This window comes from Jannaschia sp. M317 (assembly GCF_025141175.1).
Classification (GTDB): domain Bacteria; phylum Pseudomonadota; class Alphaproteobacteria; order Rhodobacterales; family Rhodobacteraceae; genus Jannaschia.
This window is the reverse complement of record NZ_CP081155.1, coordinates 2,594,398-2,615,066: the sequence shown is the minus strand read 5'-3', so window position 1 is coordinate 2,615,066 and position 20,669 is coordinate 2,594,398. Positions and strand designations below refer to the sequence as shown.

Sequence of the window (20,669 nt, the reverse complement as noted above, 5' to 3'; positions counted from 1 at the left end):
GTTGTCCTTACGTCTTTGCGGCGAGGTGATCCCGCACGGCCTGCACTGCGTCGGGGTGACGGAACAAAAGTCCGTGCCCATCATCAATGATCCGAAGTTTGCTGTCGCGCAACGCGCGGTCAATGGCCTGTGACCGATCCAGCGGCGATTGATCGTCGTAGCGTCCGCTGAGAATCAGGGTCGGATGCGGAATGTCAGGGAGTTTGTCCCAACAATCATGCCCGGCCCGCGCCGCCAGCAACCGCAGATACCCGGTGGCATTGCCCGCATGTGCCAGGAACGCGCGCTCCGTCTCGATCCGGGCGGTCACCATTGCGTCTGCGGTGGCGTGATCACGGGCGCACAGATCCGCGAACCGGCGATCCTGCAACGTCAGTGAGGCGACCGCGCGGGCGCGGGGGTCGGTCAGGTCCTGGAACTGATGGATGGGAAAGGATTGCCCGCCCGCGCCCCCGGCCGCGCCGACGCTGAGGCACAGCCGGTCAATACGATCGGGTGCGGCGGCGGCCAGGTGCAGCGCGGTCATTGCCCCAAAGCTTTCGCCCAGGACATGCGCCCGGTCCCATCCCAGCGCATCCGAAAGGGCCAGGGCGTCGTCGGCATAGTCCGTCATCGTCCAGTCGCCCGGCGGCGCGTCGGTCAGGCCAAGGCCGCGGGGATCGGCTGCCACGATCTCGTAGAGGTCGACGAGCGGGCTGTCGAAGATCGGCGCGCGCAGCGACAGATCAAACCCGGAGCCGCCAAGATACAACAGACGCGGGCCGCGCCCTTCGTGGCGGATATGAATGCGCAGGCGCGGGGTGTCGACGTGGGTCATTGCCATCAGGCCAGGGCCTTCCACAACATGCGCAGCCCGCTGAGAAACAGGAACCCGGCGAAGGCCAGCTTCAGCTTGCGCGCATCCAGCTTGTGCGCCAGCGTCGCGCCAAAGGGCGCGGTCAGAACGCTGGTCGAAAACAGGACCACGGCGGCAGGCAGGTTGACGAAGCCCAGCGATCCGGGCGGGCGCCCCTCGACCCCCCAGCCGGCCCAGACAAAGCCCACGACGGCGGGCACCGCAATTGCCAGCCCAAAGACCGACGCCGTGCCGACGGCGCGGTGCACCGGCACCGACAGCATGGTCATCACGGGCACCGACAGCGTGCCACCACCGATCCCCATCAGCGCCGAGGTGAACCCGATCGGCGCGGCGATGGCCGCGCGTCCAGCGGCGGAGGCGGGGGGCGCGGGGGCCAGTTGCATCGTGCGGGGCAGGGCCAGGTTGACGGAAACCGCCAGCGCCACGACGCCGAACACGATGGTCAACCCGTCGGAGCCGAAGACCCGGGACGCAAAGCCGCCCGCCAGCGCGCCCAGAAAGATGGCCACGACCCAGCCGCGCAGAATGCCCGTGTCGATAGACCCCTTGCGCCGATGCGCCCGGGCCGAAGACATCGAGGTCGGGATGATCGTCGCCAGCGAGGTGCCCACGACCGTCAGCATCGCCACATCGCGGGGCACGTCAAAGATCTCGGCGAAGACGATCAACACCGGCACGATGACGATCCCGCCGCCCACGCCCAGCAGCCCGGCCAAGACCCCCGCAATCGCCCCGGTGATGAGCAGCCCGATGGTCAGCCCGGCCAGCGCCGCGATGGAAAACCCGGCGATCACGCGCGCGTCCCCCGTTCACGCCACATCCGCACGAACGGCAGCGACAGCATGCCCAGCGCGGCGACCAGCAGGACGGCGGCAATCGGGTGGCCCACGAAGAAGGCGACAAAGCTGCCGTCGGTGATGATCAGACCCTGGCGCAGGCTGATTTCCAGCGTCGGCCCCAGCACCATGCCGATGACCAGCGGCGCCATCGGATAGCCCTGACGGCGCAGCAGGAACCCGCCGACCCCCGCCGCCACCATGACCAGCAGGTCGAACGGATTGCCGCGCACGAAATAGACGCCCAGCGTGCAGAGCAGGGTGATGACCACCAGCATGTAAGCTTCGCGCATGCGCAGCAGCGGGGCGGACACGCGGCTGACCAGCATGCCCAGCGGCAGCAGCATCAGGTTGATGACGAAGAACCCCGAGAAGATCGCCGCCATGAGGATCGGATTGTCCTCCATCAGGCGGACGCCGGGCGTGACCCCGTGCAGCGTCAGCGTGGCCAGCATCACGGCGGTGATTGCGTCGCCGGGAATGCCCAGCGCCATGGTCGGCACCAGCGCGCCGCCGGTCACCGCGTTGTTGGCGGATTCCGAGGCGATCAAACCATCGGGTTCCCCCTTGCCGAAATTCGCGCGTGTGGGCGCGGAGCGGCGGGCCTCGGCGTAGCTGATGAAGGCGGCCGTCGCAGCACCCGTGCCCGGCAGAATGCCGATGCCGTTGCCGATGGCCACGGATTTGGCCAGGTTTTTCCACCGGCCCTTCCATTCGGCCAGCTTCGGCAGCACGATGCCGTTGAAGTCGATCAGGCTGGCCGTATCGTCCTCACCACGAGTGGCACGGATCAGGACTTCGGACAGGGCGAAGACGCCGATGACGACCGCCAGCAGATTGAGCCCCGCGATCAGCTGGAAATTCCCGAAGGTGAACCGCGCCTCGCCGGTAATCGGGTCGCCGCCAACGGTCGAAAGAAAGATGCCGATCATGCCCGCCATCAACCCCTTGATCAGCGATCCTTCGGAGACGGAGACGATGCAGGTCATGCCCAGAAGGATCAGGGTGAAGGTTTCGATCGGCCCGAAATTCAGCGCGAAGGCCGCCAGTTGCGGGGCCGCGAATATGAGCACCACCGCCGAGACCAGCCCGCCCACGACCGAGGCGATTGTGGCCCAGCCCAGCGCCTTGCCCGCCTCGCCGCGCTGCGACATGGGATAGCCGTCAAGGCAGGTGGCCGCCGATTGCGGCGTGCCGGGTGTGTTGATCAGGATGGCCGAGATCGAGCCGCCGTAAACCGACCCCGCGTAGATCGCCAGCAGCAGCAGGATCGCGGGGGCCTGGCTCATGGTCAGGGTAAAGGGCAGGATCATCGCCACGGCAACGGTGGACCCGATGCCGGGCAGGGCGCCCAGGACGATCCCCAACATGGTGCCAAGGGTCAGGACCAACAGCCCCTCGACGGTAAAGATAAGGCCCATGGCCTCGGGCAGGACGCTCAGCATCGCGTGCTCCTCAGATCCACCAGACCCAAGGGGAGGTCGGCAGCGGCATTTTCAGCACGTGGTTGAACAAGATGACAAGAGAGAGCGGAACGCCCAGCGCGACCAGCGCAAAGCCGATCGGATGGCGCACGCCCAGGATCAACAGAAAGACGGTCGCGAGGATAACCGAGCAGACGAAAAACCCCAAGGTCGGCAGGAACCAGACATAGACGCAGGTCGCCAGCGCCATCGGAACGACCTTGGCAAAGCCAGCCAGTTTCCAGCCGCCGTCGGCGCGCATGTCGACAGCCAGGTTCAGGGCCGCAAGCAGGACCCAGCAGATCAGAATGATGCGTGGAAAAAAGGTCGGATCGAAGGCCCCGCCAAGATCGGCGAATTGCAGCCCGAAAGTGGAAATCGTGAGCGCGACCGCAAGCAGTAGCAGGCAAAGCGCGATGACCGCGCGTTCAGACGAAAGACGAGCCAGCATGAGCATACCCTTGAGCGGGAAAAGGGTCGCGCGCCGGGGCTGCCGGCGCGCGAGGGAACGGGTCAGGTCAGAGGCCGGCGGCCTCAATCAAGGCCCCGTTCGAGCCGTATTGCGCGCGGAAGAACGCATCGAAATCCGCCGCGTTCCGATAGTCGATGACCGTCGACGTCTGCTCGGCGAAGGCCTGGAACCCGTCAGAGGCCACGGCCGTTTCGCATGCCGACGACAGCTTCTCCGTCACATCCGGCTCCAACCCGGCGGGGGCGAAGAGACCGCCCCAGAGGTAAAGCTCGTTCAATGGCGCCTCGATGCCGACTTCGGCGGCGGTGGGCACATCGGGCAGGGACGCCAGCCGTTCGCTGTTGAACGCCACAAGGGGGCGGAAATCACCGCGCGTCAGCAGGATCTCGGTATCGCCGAAGAACTGGATCGTGCCCGCCGCCATCGCCTGCAGCGCGGGGCCAGAGCCCTGGAACGGCAGATGCTTCATGTCGTCGATGATGCCCAACCCTTCAAAGGCGGACACCACGGTCAGATGGGTGATCGCGCCGGGACCCGAGGATCCGTAGATGTATTTGCCCGGCTCTGCCTTGACGGCGGTCACCACGTCTTCGATCGTCTGAAACGGGCTGTCCGCATTCACGAACAGGATCGTGGGCGAGGCCGCGACCGAGCAGATCGGCGTCCAGCTGTCGACGCCGTAGGGGACGTCCTTGATCTGCGGCTGGATGGTGGCCACGGTCACCGACCAATAGCCCAGCTGATAGCCGTCGGGCCGTTGTCCGGCCAGCGCGGCAGCGCCCACCGTGCCGGAGCCGCCGGCCATGTTCGACACGAACACGTCGCCGTCCAACGCCTCGGCAAGATGCGGGGCAAGGCCGCGCAGCAACAGATCCGTGCCGCCGCCTGCGTTGAACGGCGCGACCAGATTGATGGGGCGTTGCGGAAAATCTTGGGCCAGTGCGGTGGTGCCGACCAGTGCGGCCGCCACTGTGACTGCGGCGCAGGACAGAGTCAGTTTCATTTTCGAGTTCCTCCCAGAAAGCGACAGATCACCTCCAAATGATCCATTGGTAACGTTGTCATGCAGGATGATAACGTTGTCAACGGGAATCATACGGCGTAGCCTGACGCCGAATGATCGACCGGGCGGACCATGAAACACAGCACCAAACCGACCTTGAAGGATGTCGCGGCGCAGGCAGGCGTCAGCCTCATCTCTGCGTCGCGGGTGATGCGGGATGCGCCGCACATTTCCGCCAAGCTGCGCGCCAAGGTGCAGGCGGCGGCGACGGATCTGGGCTATACGCCCAACCGGATCGCCGGATCACTGCGCGGTCAGACGACCGATCTGATCGCCGTCATCGTCCCCTCGATGAGCAATCACGTCTTTTCCAACATCGTGGACGGCATCAACGACGCGTTCGTCGGCACGTCGTTCCGCACCGTTCTGGGCCTGACCCACTACAACATGGCAGAGGAGGAAGAGGTGCTGCGCGACCTGATGTCCTGGAACCCCTCTGCCGTGATCATCTCGGGCCTGGAACACAGCGACGGGTCCGCCGCCCTGCTGCGCGCGGCAGAGTGTCCGGTGGTGGAGGTAATGGACACCGACGGCGCCCCCATCGACAGCAGCGTCGGCTTTTCGCAGCGGCGCGCAGGGCGTCTGATGGCCGATCACCTGCACGCCAACGGCTATCGCAGGATCGGCTATGTTGGGGCCTGGGGGGAACGGCCTGTGCGGTCGCTGAAACGGCGGCTGGCCTTTGAGGAACGTCTGGCGGAACTGGGCACGCCCCTGGCCGCGCGCCACATCACGGATGCGGCGTCGTCCTTCGCAGCCGGGGCGGAAAGCTGTCAGATCCTGCTGGGCGCGCATCCCGACCTGGACGCATTGTTCTTTGCCAACGACGACCTGGCCCTTGGCGCGATGTTTCACTGCATGGGACAGGGGATGGCCGTGCCGGGCGACATCGCGATCGGCGGTTTCAACGGGTTGGAGATGCGCGACGGCATCCACCCCCGCCTGACCACCATCCGCACGCCGCGCACGGAAATCGGACGGCGGGCCGGGCAGATGGTGCTGGCCCGCTTGCGGGGGGGCGGGGGCGAAGGTCCGTCCACGGTCGATCTGCCGCTTGATCTGTTGGTGGGCGAGACGACGCGCCCAAGGACCTAGTTCGGGTCGCGGTCGGTCAGCATCCGCGCCGCCGCGCCCTCCAGATCTTCGTACTGTCCCTTGCGCAGGGTCCAGAGGAACGCCAGCAGCCCGCAGGCCCCCAGCAACAGCGACACCGGGATCAGAAAAACCAGAACGTTCATGACTTCCTTTCTGGGCGGATGGCGTTGAGGACGACGAAGATCGACGAGGCCGACATCGCGGCCGCCGCCATCAGCGGTGTGGCAAGGCCTGCCAGCGCAAAGGGGATGCTGATCGCGTTATAGGCGGCAGCCAGGCCGAAGTTCTGCAACATCCGCGCCCGTGCCGTTCGCGCCGCGCGCAGGGTCTGCGCGATGACCGACAGGTCACCGCCCAGAAGCACCGCGTCTGCGGTCACCCGCGCCGCGTCCAGCGCGGTCGCCGGCACGATGGAGGCATGGGCCGCAGCCAGCGCGCCGGTGTCGTTCAACCCGTCGCCGACCATCAGGACTTGGCGGCCGGCCTTGGCCTCGCTGCGCAACAGGTCCAGCTTGTCCTGAGGGGACACTTCGGACCGCCAATCGGGAATGCCCAGGTCCGCGGCCACCTTTTGCACCGCGCGGGTCCTGTCCCCGGACAGCAGTGTCACGGGCAGGCCGCGCGCCTGTGCGGCGCGGATCAACTCTGCCGCGCCGGGGCGCAGGGTTTCCACCGGCGAGACGTCGATGGGCGCGCGGCCTGGCAGGCCCAGCTCGGTTCCCTGCGCGCCACGGCCCAGTGACACCGGTTTCCCGTGCCAGAGCGCGGTCATCCCCGTGCCTGCATTTTCCCGAATGTCGGTCAACTCGGCGGCGGGCACGTCGGGCAGGGCGGCCATGACCGCCCGCGCCACCGGATGATCCGACGTGCGGGCAAGCGCGACCGCGACCGAGGCCGCCTCGGCGTCCAGATGGTCCAATCGGGCGGTGCCCGTGGTCAGCGTGCCGGTTTTATCCAGGATCAACGCATCGACCTGGGCCAGACGTTCCAGCGCGGTGGAGGAGGTCAGCAGAAGCCCCGCCCGGAACAACCGGCCAGACGTGGCGACAGCCACCGTCGGCACGGCCAGGCCCAACGCGCAGGGGCAGGTGATGATCAGGGTCGAGACGGCCACGAGGATCGCGTGGTGCACATCCCCCGTCGTCAGCCACCAGCCCAGGAACCCTGCGGCGGCCAACCCGTGTACCAGCGGCGCATAGATCTTGGCGGCTTGGTCCGCCAGGGCCACGTGCCGCCCGCGCGCGCCTTCGGCCACGGCCACGGCGCGGGCCATGCGGCGCAGCGACGTATCCTCGCCCACGGCTGTCGCGCGCAGGGTCAGGGGCGCGTCCAGCACCATTTCCCCGGCGGCGACGGCCATGCCGGGCGTCATACGGACGGGCAAGCTTTCGCCCGTGATCAGTGACCGGTCCAGATCGGCGCAGCCGTCCAGAACCTCGGCATCGACGGGGATGCGCGCGCCGGGGGCCACGCGGATTCGGTCACCGACACGCAGGTCCGCCGTCGGCACGGCGCGCGCGCCCGCCTCGTCGATCAGCGTGGCGCGCGGCACCTCCAGCGCGGTCAAGGCGGCCACGGCGGACCGGGCAGCACGCCGGGTGCGATGGTCGAGGTAGCGGCCAATCAGCAGAAACAGCGTCAGGGACAGGGCGGCATCGAACCAGGCCTCGGCCCCGCCGATCCAGGTTTCGTGCACCGACACGCCCGCCGCCAGAACGATGGCGAGCGAGATCGGCACATCCATGTTGACGCGCCCCACCCGCAACGCGGTCAACGCCGAGGCAAAGAAGGGCCGCGCCGCATAGGCCAAGGCGGGCACGGCGATCAGGGCGGAAATCCAGTGGAACAGAGTGCGCGTCGCCTCGGTCGCGCCGGACCAGACCGCGACCGACAGGATCATCACGTTCATCATCGCGAACCCGGCCACGCCGATCCGCGACAGCAGGCGACGGCCTTCGGCGTCGGTGGTGGGGGCGAGCGCGGCGGCGTCCACCTCGGCGGCGGTAAAACCGGCCCGGTCAAGCGCCGCGATCAGCGGCGCGGCGTCCAGGTCCGCACCGGTCACGCGCACCTGCTTGTCGCTGAGGTTGACGCGGGCCCCGGTGACGCCGGGCAGGGCGGTCAGCGCGCCCTCCACCCCGCCGATGCACCCGGCGCAACGCATGTCGGGCACCGACAGGATCAGGCTGCGGATAGGCGCGGGCGTCTGCAGATCGGCGGGATCGGCGAAGGCGGTCATTGGATGCGGCCCAGTTTGATGCGGCGCCGGAAGGTGGTGCCGTCTTCGGCCGTGGCGACCATGCGGATGTCCCAGTTGCCCGGCGCCACGTCGACCGGGGCACGCCACACGGTGCCGTCAAAGGCCAATGCGGGCGTCTGGTCGTCGGCCACGTTGGTGGCGCGGCCCAGCGTCAGCGAGATGTCCGCAGTGCCCACGGCCCCCCCCTGCGCGTCGCGCAGGTCCAGGACAAGGATCCCGCCTTCGACATGGGCGGCGACCTGCCATCCCAGCGCCTGCTGCGCGGCGCGTTCGGCGTCGAATTTCTGCGAGGCGACGTAGCTGTTCTTCGTCTCCAGCCCTGGAAAGGTCTGCACGGCGTTGAAGGCCAGCGTCAGGTTTACGGCAATGATCGTGCCAAACAGCAGGGTGAAAATGGCGAGGACCTTGCGGCCCGTCAGCGGGCCTGTGAGCAGGGCAGTCATCAGTTGCTCTCCGTTCCGAGAAAGTGGGTGTCGACGTAGGCGCGTTCCTGGCTGATCAGGTCTTCGACCCAGAACCGCAGGTCGACGCGGTTGGCGCCTGCCGCCGGATCGCCCGGCCGGGCCTGTACATAGACGCGGGTGCGGGTGGTGCTGTCCGGGGGCACGGGGACGACCAGATCGTCGCGGCCCTCGACCACGATGCGCAGAATCTCGTCCGAGTTCAGCGACAGGTGGAAATCGCGCGCCTCGCCGTGCTTGTTGCGCAGGCGGATATCATAGGCATTGCGGATCGTCCCGTCCGACAGGGTCACATATGTCGGATTGCGGACCGCAGCGACGGTCATGTCGATTTCCGGCCGGATGAACAGCGCGACGACAAGGGCCACGCCGATCAATGCCCAGGCAATCGTGTAGAAGATCGTGCGCGGGCGCAGGATGTGTTTCCAGACCGGCTGCGGCTTCCATCCCTTGATGTCGGCGCGGGTCAGGATCGGCACCGGGCTGGCATTGGGCGCGGGGGCGGGGGCACCAGGGGCGGGGATCGTGCTGGCGTCACCGGTGGCGCGGATGCCGATGGGATTGGCGGCCACACGTTCGGCCAGGGTGTCGGGCGGCGCGTCGGACAGGGCGAGATAGTCGATCAGGCCGCGCGGCTTGCCAATCTTGTCCATCACCTCGTCGCAGGCATCGATGCACAGCGCGCAGGTGATGCAGGCCATCTGCTGACCTTCGCGGATGTCGATGCCCATGGGGCAGACGTTCACGCAGGCCATGCAGTCGATGCAGTCGCCCTCTCGGTTCTGACGGGGCTTGCCGCGCGGCTCTCCGCGCCAGTCGCGGTAACCGACGGTCAGGGTGCCTTCGTCCATCATCGCGCCCTGGATACGCGGCCAGGGGCACATGTAGATGCAGACCTGTTCGCGTGCGAAGCCACCCAGCAGGACCGTGGTAAAGGCCAGGATCGCCATGGTGGTATAGGCCACCGGGTGCGCCTGTCCGGTCACCAGATCCCCCAGCAGGGTCGGCGCATCCGCGAAATAGAACACCCAAGCCCCCCCGGTCGCCAGACCGATCAGCCCCCAGATCACCCATTTGGTCAGGCGCAGCCGCCATTTGTGGGCGTCCCATTTCGCCTTCCACAGGCGGACACGGGCGTTGCGGTCGCCTTCGATCCAGCGTTCGGTCAGGATGAACAGGTCGGTCCAGACGGTCTGTGGGCAGGTATAGCCGCACCAAACCCGGCCCAGCGCCGAGGTGAACAGGAACAACCCCAGCCCCGCCATGATCAGAAGGCCCGCGACGAAGTAGAATTCGTGCGGCCAGATCTCGATCCAGAAGAAATAGAACCGGCGTCCGGCCAGATCCACGAGGACGGCCTGATCGGGCAGGTTCGGGCCCCGATCCCAGCGGATCCAGGGCACAAGATAATAGATGCCCAGGGTCACGATCATCACGACCCATTTCAGGTTGCGGAACGTGCCGCGGACCTTGCGGGGAAAGATGGGTTCCTGCGCGGCAAAAAGTGGTTGGTCTGTCATTGGTCGATCCTTCGCGGGGGAGGGAGTCCGCTGGCCGTTGGATTGCACGCAGGCGCGGTGGCTTCCTTGACGTGGATCAAGCGCGCGGTCCAACCGCGTGCGAAGTCAGTTTGCCGCAGGCACCGATGCCGAAATGAAAACACCCCCGGTGCGGATGGACACCGGGGGCGTGGGCCAGGCTCCCTCAAGCCGGCCGCTGGCCACGCGCCGGTCCCCTCAGACCAGCGCGGGCGTTCCTTTACTCGCCGATTTGCGCTTCGCCGCCGCCGAGGCTGTGGACGTAGGCGGCCACGGCGCGGACCTGGGCTTCGCCCAAGCGGCCCTGCCAGGGCGGCATCACGCCAAAGCGGGCATTGCGGATCGTGTATTCCACGTCTTCCGCCGAGCCGCCGTAAAGCCATATGGCGTCCGTCAGGTTCGGGGCACCGACCACGCGGTCGCCCAGGCCGTTGTCGCCGTGGCAGGACGCACAGTTGTCGAGGTAAAGCTCCTCGCCCGCCGTGCCGGGGGCCTCGGTCAGGCCGGACAGGCTGCGGACATGGGCGACCAGAGTGGTGATTTCCTCGTCCTCGAGCATCTCGCCGAAGGCGGGCATCTCGGACCAGCGGGCGTCCAGGTCTTCGTCGTTGCGGATGCCGTGGCGGACGGTTTGTGCGATGTCGTCCAACGTGCCGCCCCAAAGCCAGTCATCGTCCAGCAGGTTGGGATAGCCCGCCGCCTGCACCCCGGCCGCGCCACGACCGTGGCATTGCGAGCAGTTGTTGGCAAAGACCGAGGCCCCGGCCTGAATGGCAAAGCCATGCAGCGCCTCGTTGGCAGGCAGAACGGCCAGATCGGTTGTCGTCAGGCTGTCGATCAGCTCTGCGTTGGACAGGTTCACCGCGTCGATCTGTTCGGCCACCTCGCCGCGGGTGGACCAGCCGAGCACACCGCTGGTCGCACCCGACACCAGGGGCCAGGCAGGGTAGAGGATCACATAGATGATCCCCCAGACGATCGTGGCGTAGAACGTCCACAGCCACCAGCGGGGCAGGGGTGTGTTCAGCTCTTCGATGCCGTCCCAGCTGTGGCCGGTGGTTTCGGTGCCGGTGGCTTCGTCCAGACGCTTGCCGCTCATTTCGCACCCCCTTCCGGGATCGTGGCGCAGGTGCAGGCCGGGCAGGCCCCCGCACAGGTCATCGGCGTATCGCGTTCGCGCAGCGGCACCTGGGCCGCGTCCGCATGCAGCGCCTTGGATCCGGGACGGAACACGAACAGCGCCATCCCGATGAAGAAGGTGAACAAGGCCAGCAGCGCCCAGCTGTCGGCGAATTCACGCAGGATAGAATAGAGGTCCATGGTCGCGTCTCCTCAACGGCTCGCGTCGGGTTCGAAGGTGGAGAAGTCCACCAGCGTGCCCATCATCTGAAGGTAGGCCACCAGCGCATCCATCTCGGTCAGCGCGGGAAGTCCGTCGAAGTTGCGCACCTGCGCGCCGGGATACCGTTCCTGCAGCCCGTCGTAGTCGCCGAAGGGATCGACCTGCACGGCCATGTCGGCGCGCGCCATCTCGACCATTTCGTCGGTGTAGGGGACGCCCACGAATTGGTGCGTGGCCACCAGGTCGCCGACGTGCTCCGTCTCCAGCTTGGTATCGGCCAGGAAGGCGTATTTCGGCATGATGCTTTCGGGCACGACCGACTGCGGATCGCGCAGGTGATCGACGTGCCATTCGTCCGAATAGCGCCCGCCGACCCGTGCCAGATCCGGCCCCGTCCGTTTGGAGCCCCATTGGAACGGGTGGTCGTACATCGATTCCGCCGCCAGCGAGTAGTGGCCGTAGCGTTCCACCTCATCGCGCATCGGGCGGATCATCTGGCTGTGGCAGACATAGCATCCTTCGCGGACGTAGATGTCCCGCCCGGTCAGCTCCAACGGGGTGTAGGGGCGCATGCCTTCCACGTCCTCGATGGTGTTTTCCAGCCAGAACAGCGGTGCGATTTCGACGATGCCGCCCACCGTCACCACCAACAAGGAGCCGACCATCAGCAACGTTGCATTGCGTTCAAACCGCTGATGGAAGGTGATCTTCTCGGTGCCGGAGGCCGGGGCCTCCGGGGTTGCGTTCGGATCGCGGGGATTTTTCGTATCGGTCATATCCGTTTACTCCGCGGGAATGGCGTTGTCGGCGTTTGCGGCGGTGCGGGGGCTGCGGATGGTCATCCACATGTTCCACACCATGATCAGCGCACCGCTGAGGTAGAGAACCCCGCCCAGGCCGCGCACGACATACATCGGGAACTTGGCCTGAACCGTGTCGGCGAAAGAGTTCACGAGGAAGCCGTTGGCATCCACTTCGCGCCACATCAGGCCCTCCATGATGCCGGTGACCCACATCGAGGCGGCGTAGAGAACGATGCCGACCGTCGCGAGCCAGAAGTGCGCGTTGATCGCGGGCACCGAGTACATCTGCGCGCGGTTCCACAGCTTTGGCGTCAGGAAATAGAGGCAGCCAAAGGTGATCAGCCCGTTCCAGCCCAGCGCGCCCGAATGCACGTGACCAATGGTCCAGTCCGTATAGTGCGACAGCGAGTTGACCGCGCGGATCGACATCATCGGGCCCTCGAAGGTCGACATCCCGTAGAAGGCGAGCGACGCCACGAACATGCGGATGATCGGGTCGGTGCGGATCTTGTCCCAGGCACCTTCCAGCGTCATCAGACCGTTGATCATGCCACCCCAGCTGGGCATCCACAGAACGATCGAGAACACCATGCCCAGGGTCGAGGCCCAGTCAGGCAGCGCGGTGTAGTGCAGGTGGTGCGGACCGGCCCAGATGTACAGAAAGATCAGCGCCCAGAAGTGGATGATCGACAGCTTGTAGCTGTATACAGGGCGGCCCGCCTGCTTGGGCACGAAGTAGTACATCATCCCCAGAAAGCCCGCCGTCAGGAAGAAGCCGACCGCGTTGTGGCCATACCACCACTGCGTCATCGCGTCTTGTACACCGGCAAAGACCTGCACCGATTTGGAGCCGAAGATGCTGACCGGGATCGACAGGTTGTTGACGATATGCAGCATCGCGACGGTGACGATAAAGGCCAGGAAGAACCAGTTCGCCACGTAGATGTGCTTTTCTTTCCGGTTCAGGATCGTGCCCAGGAACACGGCCAGGTAGGCTACCCAGACCAGCGTCAGCCAGATGTCCACGTACCATTCGGGTTCGGCGTATTCCTTGGACTGGGTCGCGCCCAGCAGGTAGCCGGTGGCCGCCAGAACGATGAACAGGTTGTAGCCCCAGAACACGAACCAGGCCAGATTGCCGCCCCAGAGACGCGCAGCCGAGGTTCGCTGCACCACATAAAAGGACGTGGCAATCAGGGCGTTGCCCCCAAAGGCGAAGATCACCGCGCTGGTGTGCAGCGGGCGAAGGCGACCGAAGTTCGTGAAGGGCTGACCCCAGTCGAAGTTCAGCTCCGGAAAGGCCAGCTGAAACGCGATGAACGTCCCGGCGAGGAACCCGGTCACGCCCCAGAACGCCGTCGCGATCACGCCATAGCGGATCGGCCCGTCCATATAGCCGGTTTCGGCGGCCACGACGCGCGGGGCCCCCGTTTCCATGTGCCGCAGGGTCCACAGGAAGGCCCCCGCAGACAGCAACATGATGATAATTGCGTGCAACATATAGGCTGCGTCGTGTGCCTTGCTGGCCAAAATAGCCGCAAGCAACCCGACCAGCCCGAATGCAACGAGCTTGAAATAGTCCATCCGGTCGTCCCTTCCGTCTCAGAGGGGTCGTCAAACGGACCCCTTCGAGGCTGGGCTTAGGATGGGTTGCGATGTGCAGCCTTGATCTGGGTCAAGCGCGCGGTGGACAAGGGGGATGGGCGGCGAAATAGTGTCTAGGTATCAGGACCCCCAGAGGAGCGTGGCCCATGCCGTCCATTGATATCCAGGTTCTCGAAGGTGTTTTCTCGGACGCGGAAAAGGCCGAGATCATTCGCCGCGTGACCGATGCCTTTGGGTCTGTCGCCGGCGAGACGATCAGAGGCGGCACATCAGTCAGGATCCATGACGTGCGCAGCGGCTCTTACGGGTATGCGGGCAACGTTCTGACGACCGAAGACGCGCTTGCCATGCGGCGACGCGGTTAGCAGGGCGGGCGCGGCCCTTGGGTCCTAGCCAAGGACGGCCCCGTCTTCGTCGTCGCCCGCTTCGGTCAACAGCGCGCCCAGATCGTCACACAGAACGCCGCGTTTGCCTTCCAGCCGGATGATGCCGTCGCGTTTCAGGGCTCCGATCTGACGGCTGACGGTTTCGATGGTCAGGCCAAGATAGGTGGCCATCGCTTCGCGGGTCAGGGGCAGTTCGGCGCGCAGCGGGTGGCCGCTGGTGGCGGCCCGGCGCAGCACGATCGCCAGCAGGGTCGCGACCTTTTCGCGCGCTGTCTTGCGGCCCAAAACCAGCATCCAGTCCCGCGCGGCGTCCAGTTCATCAAGCGACATTTCCAGCAGGCGCGACGACACATGCGGCGTGTCCTGCATCATGTCCTCAAAGCTGTTGCGCCGGAACAGGCACAGGGTCACGTCCGTGGCGGCCACCACTTCGTAGGGGGCAGTCGTTCGCCCGGGGCGGCCCACGAAATCCGACGGCATGAGCAGACCCACCATCTGCATCCGCCCGTCTTCCATCGAGCGTGTCAGCGTGGCGCAGCCCGACACGATAGAGCCGACAAAGGGCAGAGCGTCGCCCTCCATGACGATCGTCTCACCGGCTTTCCAGCTGCGGTAGGACTTCATCCTTGCGAGACGTTCCAATTCCTCCCCTTCGCAGGATGCGCAGACGGCACGGTGGCGAATCGGACAATTGGAACAATCGTCAGAGGCGAGGGCGAGAAAGGGATCAAGTTTCACCATACCCTTGTTTCGCACCGGTGTTGACCTGCATCAAGGCGCGATCCGCCCGAACGCGGCATTCCGTCCACATGACACAGTTCGACCCGGCCCTGACCGCCCGCGCCTTGACCGCTCGCGTGCCCCGCTACACCAGCTACCCGCCCGCGACGCAGTTCGACGGATCGGTCGGACCCGAGGTTGCGGGGCGCTGGCTGGGCGCGGTGCCTGCGGGGGCCGCCATATCCCTTTACGCACATATTCCGTTCTGCCGCAGGTTGTGCTGGTTCTGTGCCTGCCGGACCCAGGGCACGCGCACCGACGCGCCGTTGGCCCCCTATGTCGACGACCTGCTGCGCGAGGCGGAGACGGTGGCCGCAGCCCTGCCTGCTGGCGTCGGTCTGTCGCATCTGCATCTGGGCGGGGGCACGCCGACGTTGCTGCCTGCGCCGTTGCTGTTGCGCCTGTTCGCGGGGCTGCGCGACTTGTTCCCGCTGCGCCCCGGTGCCGAAGTATCCGTCGAGGTGGATCCGACCGAACTGGGCGAAGCCCGGCTGGACGCCCTGGCCGAGGCGGGCGTGACCCGTGCCAGTCTGGGGGTGCAGGATTTTGCGCCGCAGGTTCAGGACGCCATCGGGCGGCACCAGAGCTTTGCTCAGACCAAGGCGGCCATCGACGGTCTGCGGGCGCGGGGCATCACGGGGATCAATCTCGATCTGCTTTACGGATTGCCGCATCAGACCGAGGCGACACTGCGCGACACGCTGGACCTGGCCGAGACACTGGACCCGGACCGCATCGCGTTGTTCGGCTATGCCCACGTTCCCTGGGCGTCCAAACGACAGGTCATGATCAAGGCCGATGCCTTGCCCGATGGCGAGGGCCGCCTGGCCATGTTCGACCTGGCGAGGGCGCGGCTGGTCCAGGCCGGGTTCGAACGGATCGGCATCGACCATTTCGCTCGCCCGGATGATCCGTTGGCCACCGCAGCACGTGACGGACGGCTGCGGCGCAATTTTCAGGGCTATACGACCGATGATGCCGGATACCTGGTCGGGCTGGGTGCATCGGCGATTTCCATGCTGCCCCACGGGTTTGCCCAGAATGCCGCCCGGACCGCCGACTGGAAGGCACGGGTTCAGGCGGGGCGGCTGTCGGTCGTGCGCGGTCATACCCTGACGTCGGATGACCGGGTGCGGGGGGCCGCGATCGAAAGGTTGCTGTGCGATTTCGCTCTGGACGCCGACGACAGCTCGGACCCGGCAATGATCCGTCAGTTGATCGACCGCGCCATGGCCGCCTGGCCGGGGGCAATGGTGCGCCGCGGGAACAGGGTCGCCATCCTGCCCGAGGCGGAGCACCTGGCCCGGATGATCGCCGCCGAGTTCGACGGCTACGTCACCCAGGCCGGTCGCCACAGCGTCGCGGTCTAGCGCACCGCCAGCGCCGCCATCCGTCCCAGAACATCCAGCCCCTGCATGTTCAGAAAATGCAGCATGTCGATGAAGATCCAGTTCTCGGCCAGCTTGTCGCCGTCGCGCCGATACATGTCGACGACGCGCATGTCGGCGGGGGGACCGGCTGGTAACCCCATGTAGCCCCCCACCGGGGTCATCGTGAGGTTGGGCCAGCCGAAAAAGCCGCCGAAGTTGCCCTCGCCCAGGCGGCAGACATGTCCGTTGAAGGTCCGGTTGCTCAGATGTGTCCGGAACGGTCTTTGGTGTTGCTCTATGTAACGGTCGATGGTGTAGGTCGCGCCGATCCCGTCGGGCCCCCACCACAGCATGTCGTCATGCCAACAGCGTGACAGCTCATCCTGGGGGGTGGCGTCATAGGGTGTGCTGCCCTCGCCGGTGTTGGAGTTGCGGCCGATGTCGCGGATCATCCGCTCGATCAGGTCCAGCGTCTTGGCACCTTCGGCCGGGTCGCTGTCACCGAACAGCAGCCCGTCATGGGTCGCCGGACCCGGCTGCACCAGATGGGCCCCGGTCTGCGGGGGCAGGGGGTTCAGCCCCGCCTGGTGCATGAGATGGATCAGATCGCAGAAGAACGCGGTTTCAACGATCTTGCCGTCAGCGACGCGGTTGAATTCCGCATAGCGCAGCATGGCGATCTTGCGTGTGGGGGGGATACCCAGAAACGGCTTGTCGAACAGCGCCATGAGATGGCCCATCGAAATGACCCAGGTGCCATGGGCCGCGTCCAGGCCGTTGTGCCCGGCGATAAAGATGTCCTGGCGCCGCTGTACCCGCGACATCGCGGTCAGAAACGGGGTCCAGAAGGTTGCGGCTACATCCGCCGCGCCCGTTTGTTCGTGGAACGGATGCACGCCACGCCATAGCCAGTCGTCTGATGTTCTTTTGGCGAGGGTCGCCGCAACATCTGCGGCCCCTGCTTTCGCAAGGGCCGCGTAATGTTCCGAAACCAGCGCCTTTTCGGCCTGGAAAGTCATGTCTTGATTTTATCCTTTGACGGCACCGGCGGTCAGGCCGCTGACGATTTGACGCTGGAAGAACAGGATCAGGATGAACAGCGGCACCGTCGCCGAAACGACCGCGGCCACTGCGAACATCACGTTCCCGGCTTCAAACACGGACCCGAGGAACGAGGCGATCTTGGGCACCATGGTCTGGTTTTCCTGATTGAGCAGCAGGGCGGTGACCGTGAAATCGTTGTAGGCCAGCAAAAAGCTGAACAGGCCCGTGGTGATCACACCCGGCCACATGACCGGCACGATCACATGGCGGAATGCCTGAAACCGGGTACAGCCGTCGACCATCGCGCTTTCGTCCAGATCCTTGGGAATGTTGAGGAAGAAGGAGTGCAGCATCCAGAGCGTGAAGGGTTGGTTGATTGCGACGAGCACGATGATCGTCGTAGGCAAATGCCCCCAGAGATTCCATTCGAAAAACGGCAGCAGATAGCCGGACACCAGCGTGATGTGCGGCATCGCCCGGAAAACCAGCGCCAGCATCAGCAGCCAGAACGCATAGCGATAGCCGGAACGCGCCAGCGCATAGCCACCCAACGTGCCCAGCGTCAGCGAAATGATGACGGTAAAGACCACGACGATGAAGGTGTTCAATGTCGCGCGCCAGAACTCCTCTTCGATCCAGGCCCCTTCATAGCCCCGGAGCGTAAAGGCAGAGCCGGTTTCCGCGATTGTGCGGGTTCCGGACAAGGCGTTGGTCCAGTCGGCCTTGGAGAAGAAGTCCGCCTCTACCTTGAAGGAGCCCCAGACCGTCCAGAAGAACGGGAAGGCGGCGATTAGCAGCCAGACGAGGACGAAGGCGGTCGAGGCCCAGATGACGGCGGGGGAACGCTTGTTTGCGGCGTCGCTCATGGCTCAGACCCTTTTCCGGTTGAAGTCACGCCAGGTGCGGATCAGCACCGGGGTTAGCAGGACCGCCACGCCGAGCACCGTCAGCACCGAGGTTGCGGCGGCAGAGTTGAAGCGTGCCGTGTCGCCACGCAGGTCGCTGAAGATATTGTAGCTGAGCGAACTTGCATTCGCTTCGGCGGAGAAGCCGATGATCGGCTCCAGCACGCGGAAGTTGTCCATGAACTGGATCAGCATGATGAAGACGGTCAGCGGGGCCAGGTGCGGGATGACCACGTAGCGGATGCGTTCCCAACGGCTGGCCCCGTCGATCATCGCGGCCTCCAGGGTTTCGCCTGGGACTGTCTGCAGGCCCGCGTAATAGACGATGAAGGCAAAGGGCGCAGAGCTCCAGGTGCCGTAGACCATCAAGGTCACCCATGTCAGTGCGGGCGAGCCTTTTAGCGACAGGTTCGGATCCCCCGTGAGGTTTTGCAGCGTCGCGCCGATCACGCCTTCGGCGTCGATCATCCAGAACAGGATCAGCGACCCGATCAGCGGCGTCACGATCATCGGCAACAACGAGAAAAAGATCGTCGGTCCCCGCAACAGTCGCGGCAGGCCGTTGACGCCCAACGCGATGGCCAGACCCAGGATGATCGTCAGCGGCGTGACGATGAAGGTATAGGCCAGCGTGAAACCCAGGGCGCGATAGAACGGCAGGTTCATCAAGCGGTTGGTGAAATCGGCGATGCCGTCTGCCTCGGCCCAGGCGGCTGCGAATTCCTGCGTGGCAAGGTGGCCCCGGTCGAAATACGTACTCAGCCCGTTGAACCGGCCCAGCGGGGCCTCGGCGCGCAGCGCGGCGGTCGCTTCGTTGTCCACCATCGTCTCTTCGGTGCAGCCAAAGGGGCCGCAGTTCTCGACGGTGATCACGACCTGTTCGTGTTCGATATGAAGGGACTGGATCACCACAGAGACCAGCGGTGCCGCGATGAACAGCAGCATGGCCAACAGGGACGGAAGAATGAACCAAATGAATGTTCTGTGAGGCATGTCGCGGCTCTCCGGGTTAGCCTGCGAAGAAAGAAGCCGCCCCGTTTCCGGGGCGGCTGCGGATTGATCGGATCAGTTCAGGAAGCCCTGTTCCTTGGCTGCCGTCGTATAGGCAGCTTCAATATCGGCAAGCGCCTGTTCAGCCGATTCCTGGCCTTGCAGGAACTGCGACAGCTCGTTGCCGGCAGCGGTGTGCAGCAGGCCCATGTAGGGAACCATCGGATAGGGCTTGGCACCGGCCTGGGCGCTGGCAGAGACGCCGGCGGCTGCGGGGGCGGGCCGATAGCCATCCAGTAGCCAGACAGCGAGGTCGTTGTTTTCTTCCAGGATGGCCGGATCGATACCATGGGTCATCGCGATGAAGGCTGCTTCTGCGGCTTCGTCCGACAGGTTCTTGGCGATGGTCCAGCCGTCCCACCACAGGGTGGTGGCCGGTGTATCGTTGCCGCCAACGCTGGGGGCGGCGGCCAGAACGGTGCTCGCCACGATCGCCTCGGTGGAGCCTTCGTCGTCGAGGATCGGCGCGCCGCGCGACCCCCACATCGTCGCCAGCGCCAGGCTGCCCGATTCCCAAAGCGCGGTCGTCGCGTTGGAATCGAAGGTCAGGAAGTCGGGCTTGGAATACTCGGTCAGCGCCTTGAGCATCTCCAGCGTCGCGACGCCCTGTTCGTTGTTGATCGAGACCGCGGCCGAGCCGGGCTCGAAGAAGGTGCCGCCGTGTCCCAGGTACATGTTCACGAACTCTTCGCCCAGGTTCCAACCGGTGGCGGTGTTCAAGGCAAAGGGATCTTCCATGATGCCCGCGTCTTCGATGGCCTTGGCCGCCGCGACGACGTCTTCGTAGGTCGTTGGAACCTCGACGCCAGCCGCTTCCAGGATGTCGGCGCGGTAGAACAGGTGCTGGGCGTTTGCCATGAACGCCACGGCCATGACCTTGCCGCCGACGGTGATCAGCTGGCCCTTGCCGATGGACTGACCGTGCTTGGCGACCAAATCATCTAGCGGGCGGATCAGATCGTCGTTGAGCAGTGGCACGATGGAGCTGTTTGCGACGATGGCCACGGAATATTGCGCCGGGCTGGCCGTCAGCGCGGCGACCTGGATGTCGCGGTGCTCGGTCGTGAGGTTGGCCTCGACTTCGGCGCCTGTGCAGGCGCTGGCGCGGTCGACGATTGCGTGGATGGGCCCGAAATCGTTCCCGAGAATAGAAACGTCAGCGCCGATTTCGCAGGCCTGTGCCGCGCCGCCGGCCAGGGCCAGCGCGCCTGCGACCGCGATTGTTGTCTTGTGGTTCATAGTCGTGACCTCCGTGTCGGAGACGCGGAATGCCCGCGCCTGTCCTAAGGATATCGGCCACCCGAATCGAGCGACCGCGTTGTTATTCGTCAAAGGTG

The 20,669-nt window shown here is 65.5% G+C and carries 21 protein-coding genes; 3 read left to right on the top strand and 18 right to left on the bottom strand.

All coding sequences use genetic code 11. From position 1 onward, the window contains the following. Positions 1–7: 7 nt before the first annotated feature. The 5 genes from K3551_RS13265 to K3551_RS13245 all read right to left on the bottom strand — a co-directional run bounded on the left by K3551_RS13265 (position 8) and on the right by K3551_RS13245 (position 4,633). Entirely contained in the window at positions 8–823 is an 816-nt protein-coding gene (locus K3551_RS13265; protein WP_259914080.1) for an alpha/beta fold hydrolase, read from the bottom strand. Then, positions 823–1,653: a sulfite exporter TauE/SafE family protein gene (locus K3551_RS13260; protein WP_259914078.1), complete on the bottom strand. Its 831-nt coding sequence runs from the start codon at positions 1,651–1,653 to the stop codon at positions 823–825. The genes K3551_RS13265 and K3551_RS13260 overlap by 1 nt, the downstream gene beginning before the upstream one ends. Further along, positions 1,650–3,140 (bottom strand): tripartite tricarboxylate transporter permease, encoded by a 1,491-nt coding sequence (locus K3551_RS13255; RefSeq protein ID WP_259914076.1) that lies wholly within the window; start codon positions 3,138–3,140, stop codon positions 1,650–1,652. The genes K3551_RS13260 and K3551_RS13255 overlap by 4 nt, the downstream gene beginning before the upstream one ends. A gap of 10 nt (positions 3,141–3,150) precedes the next feature. Continuing rightward, positions 3,151–3,609: a tripartite tricarboxylate transporter TctB family protein gene (locus tag K3551_RS13250; protein WP_259914074.1), complete on the bottom strand. Its 459-nt coding sequence runs from the start codon at positions 3,607–3,609 to the stop codon at positions 3,151–3,153. Between the two features lie 67 nt (positions 3,610–3,676). Continuing rightward, a complete protein-coding gene (locus tag K3551_RS13245; RefSeq protein ID WP_259914072.1) occupies positions 3,677–4,633 on the bottom strand; it encodes a tripartite tricarboxylate transporter substrate binding protein in 957 nt (318 codons plus the stop codon). Positions 4,634–4,765: 132 nt separating this feature from the next. On the opposite strand from K3551_RS13245, the gene K3551_RS13240 reads away from it, so the two are divergent. Further along, positions 4,766–5,788, top strand: a complete 1,023-nt coding sequence (locus K3551_RS13240; protein ID WP_259914069.1) for a LacI family DNA-binding transcriptional regulator — start codon at positions 4,766–4,768, stop codon at positions 5,786–5,788. Here the strand turns inward: K3551_RS13240 and ccoS are convergent. The 8 genes from ccoS to ccoN form a co-directional block, all read right to left on the bottom strand. Next, positions 5,785–5,931 carry a cbb3-type cytochrome oxidase assembly protein CcoS gene (gene ccoS / locus K3551_RS13235; RefSeq protein WP_259914067.1) on the bottom strand — a complete coding sequence of 49 codons (147 nt, stop codon included), beginning with the start codon at positions 5,929–5,931 and terminating at the stop codon, positions 5,785–5,787. The two genes, K3551_RS13240 and ccoS, sit on opposite strands and share 4 nt — an antisense overlap. Next, a complete protein-coding gene (locus K3551_RS13230) occupies positions 5,928–8,027 on the bottom strand; it encodes a heavy metal translocating P-type ATPase (RefSeq protein ID WP_259914065.1) in 2,100 nt (699 codons plus the stop codon). The genes ccoS and K3551_RS13230 overlap by 4 nt, the downstream gene beginning before the upstream one ends. Beyond that, on the bottom strand, positions 8,024–8,491 hold the full coding sequence (locus K3551_RS13225; protein WP_259914063.1) for a FixH family protein: 468 nt from the start codon (positions 8,489–8,491) through the stop codon (positions 8,024–8,026). The genes K3551_RS13230 and K3551_RS13225 overlap by 4 nt, the downstream gene beginning before the upstream one ends. Further along, a complete protein-coding gene (gene ccoG / locus K3551_RS13220) occupies positions 8,491–10,029 on the bottom strand; it encodes a cytochrome c oxidase accessory protein CcoG (protein WP_259914061.1) in 1,539 nt (512 codons plus the stop codon). Before ccoG ends, K3551_RS13225 begins: the two co-directional genes overlap by 1 nt. 238 nt (positions 10,030–10,267) lie before the next feature. Then, positions 10,268–11,146, bottom strand: a complete 879-nt coding sequence (ccoP, locus tag K3551_RS13215) for a cytochrome-c oxidase, cbb3-type subunit III (RefSeq protein ID WP_259914051.1) — start codon at positions 11,144–11,146, stop codon at positions 10,268–10,270. After that, a complete protein-coding gene (locus K3551_RS13210; protein WP_259914037.1) occupies positions 11,143–11,367 on the bottom strand; it encodes a cbb3-type cytochrome c oxidase subunit 3 in 225 nt (74 codons plus the stop codon). The genes ccoP and K3551_RS13210 overlap by 4 nt, the downstream gene beginning before the upstream one ends. Positions 11,368–11,379: 12 nt before the next feature. After that, positions 11,380–12,054 carry a cytochrome-c oxidase, cbb3-type subunit II gene (gene ccoO, locus K3551_RS13205; RefSeq protein WP_259919614.1) on the bottom strand — a complete coding sequence of 225 codons (675 nt, stop codon included), beginning with the start codon at positions 12,052–12,054 and terminating at the stop codon, positions 11,380–11,382. 117 nt (positions 12,055–12,171) lie between these two features. Further along, positions 12,172–13,776, bottom strand: a complete 1,605-nt coding sequence (gene ccoN, locus K3551_RS13200; RefSeq protein ID WP_259914034.1) for a cytochrome-c oxidase, cbb3-type subunit I — start codon at positions 13,774–13,776, stop codon at positions 12,172–12,174. Between the two features lie 167 nt (positions 13,777–13,943). Here ccoN and K3551_RS13195 point away from each other — a divergent pair, with 167 nt between their 5' ends. Next, complete coding sequence (locus K3551_RS13195; protein WP_259914031.1) at positions 13,944–14,162, top strand: tautomerase family protein; 219 nt, start codon at positions 13,944–13,946, stop codon at positions 14,160–14,162. Between the two features lie 24 nt (positions 14,163–14,186). On the opposite strand, the gene fnrL is transcribed toward K3551_RS13195, so the two are convergent. Further along, entirely contained in the window at positions 14,187–14,924 is a 738-nt protein-coding gene (gene fnrL / locus K3551_RS13190) for a transcriptional regulator FnrL (RefSeq protein ID WP_259914029.1), read from the bottom strand. Positions 14,925–14,992: 68 nt separating this feature from the next. On the opposite strand from fnrL, the gene hemN reads away from it, so the two are divergent. Next, entirely contained in the window at positions 14,993–16,333 is a 1,341-nt protein-coding gene (gene hemN / locus K3551_RS13185; RefSeq protein ID WP_259914019.1) for an oxygen-independent coproporphyrinogen III oxidase, read from the top strand. Here the strand turns inward: hemN and K3551_RS13180 are convergent. From K3551_RS13180 to K3551_RS13165, 4 genes are all read right to left on the bottom strand, one after another. After that, positions 16,330–17,352 carry an ester cyclase gene (locus tag K3551_RS13180; protein ID WP_259914017.1) on the bottom strand — a complete coding sequence of 341 codons (1,023 nt, stop codon included), beginning with the start codon at positions 17,350–17,352 and terminating at the stop codon, positions 16,330–16,332. The genes hemN and K3551_RS13180 overlap by 4 nt on opposite strands. Positions 17,353–17,361: 9 nt before the next feature. After that, positions 17,362–18,243 (bottom strand): carbohydrate ABC transporter permease, encoded by an 882-nt coding sequence (locus K3551_RS13175; protein ID WP_259914015.1) that lies wholly within the window; start codon positions 18,241–18,243, stop codon positions 17,362–17,364. A 3-nt stretch (positions 18,244–18,246) separates the two neighbouring features. Next, the gene (locus K3551_RS13170) at positions 18,247–19,275 is read right to left on the bottom strand and encodes a carbohydrate ABC transporter permease (RefSeq protein WP_259914013.1); all 1,029 of its coding nucleotides are present in this window, start codon (positions 19,273–19,275) and stop codon (positions 18,247–18,249) included. Between the two features lie 72 nt (positions 19,276–19,347). Next, entirely contained in the window at positions 19,348–20,571 is a 1,224-nt protein-coding gene (locus K3551_RS13165; protein WP_259914011.1) for an ABC transporter substrate-binding protein, read from the bottom strand. Between the last annotated feature and the right edge of the window lie 98 nt (positions 20,572–20,669).

Excerpts from the sequence above, each read along its gene's own strand:
- K3551_RS13195 (WP_259914031.1), top strand. The coding sequence starts at position 13,944 with ATGCCGTCCATTGATATCCAGGTTCTCGAAGGTGTTTTCTCGGACGCG.
- K3551_RS13175 (WP_259914015.1), bottom strand. The coding sequence starts at position 18,243 with ATGAGCGACGCCGCAAACAAGCGTTCCCCCGCCGTCATCTGGGCCTCG.
- K3551_RS13170 (WP_259914013.1), bottom strand. The coding sequence starts at position 19,275 with ATGCCTCACAGAACATTCATTTGGTTCATTCTTCCGTCCCTGTTGGCC.
- K3551_RS13225 (WP_259914063.1), bottom strand. The coding sequence starts at position 8,491 with ATGACTGCCCTGCTCACAGGCCCGCTGACGGGCCGCAAGGTCCTCGCC.
- ccoG (WP_259914061.1), bottom strand. The coding sequence starts at position 10,029 with ATGACAGACCAACCACTTTTTGCCGCGCAGGAACCCATCTTTCCCCGC.
- K3551_RS13210 (WP_259914037.1), bottom strand. The coding sequence starts at position 11,367 with ATGGACCTCTATTCTATCCTGCGTGAATTCGCCGACAGCTGGGCGCTG.
- fnrL (WP_259914029.1), bottom strand. The coding sequence starts at position 14,924 with ATGGTGAAACTTGATCCCTTTCTCGCCCTCGCCTCTGACGATTGTTCC.
- ccoS (WP_259914067.1), bottom strand. The coding sequence starts at position 5,931 with ATGAACGTTCTGGTTTTTCTGATCCCGGTGTCGCTGTTGCTGGGGGCC.
- K3551_RS13245 (WP_259914072.1), bottom strand. The coding sequence starts at position 4,633 with ATGAAACTGACTCTGTCCTGCGCCGCAGTCACAGTGGCGGCCGCACTG.
- K3551_RS13265 (WP_259914080.1), bottom strand. The coding sequence starts at position 823 with ATGGCAATGACCCACGTCGACACCCCGCGCCTGCGCATTCATATCCGC.
- ccoN (WP_259914034.1), bottom strand. The coding sequence starts at position 13,776 with ATGGACTATTTCAAGCTCGTTGCATTCGGGCTGGTCGGGTTGCTTGCG.
- ccoO (WP_259919614.1), bottom strand. The coding sequence starts at position 12,054 with ATGGTCGGCTCCTTGTTGGTGGTGACGGTGGGCGGCATCGTCGAAATC.
- K3551_RS13165 (WP_259914011.1), bottom strand. The coding sequence starts at position 20,571 with ATGAACCACAAGACAACAATCGCGGTCGCAGGCGCGCTGGCCCTGGCC.
- K3551_RS13240 (WP_259914069.1), top strand. The coding sequence starts at position 4,766 with ATGAAACACAGCACCAAACCGACCTTGAAGGATGTCGCGGCGCAGGCA.
- K3551_RS13255 (WP_259914076.1), bottom strand. The coding sequence starts at position 3,140 with ATGCTGAGCGTCCTGCCCGAGGCCATGGGCCTTATCTTTACCGTCGAG.
- K3551_RS13250 (WP_259914074.1), bottom strand. The coding sequence starts at position 3,609 with ATGCTGGCTCGTCTTTCGTCTGAACGCGCGGTCATCGCGCTTTGCCTG.
- K3551_RS13180 (WP_259914017.1), bottom strand. The coding sequence starts at position 17,352 with ATGACTTTCCAGGCCGAAAAGGCGCTGGTTTCGGAACATTACGCGGCC.
- ccoP (WP_259914051.1), bottom strand. The coding sequence starts at position 11,146 with ATGAGCGGCAAGCGTCTGGACGAAGCCACCGGCACCGAAACCACCGGC.
- hemN (WP_259914019.1), top strand. The coding sequence starts at position 14,993 with ATGACACAGTTCGACCCGGCCCTGACCGCCCGCGCCTTGACCGCTCGC.
- K3551_RS13230 (WP_259914065.1), bottom strand. The coding sequence starts at position 8,027 with ATGACCGCCTTCGCCGATCCCGCCGATCTGCAGACGCCCGCGCCTATC.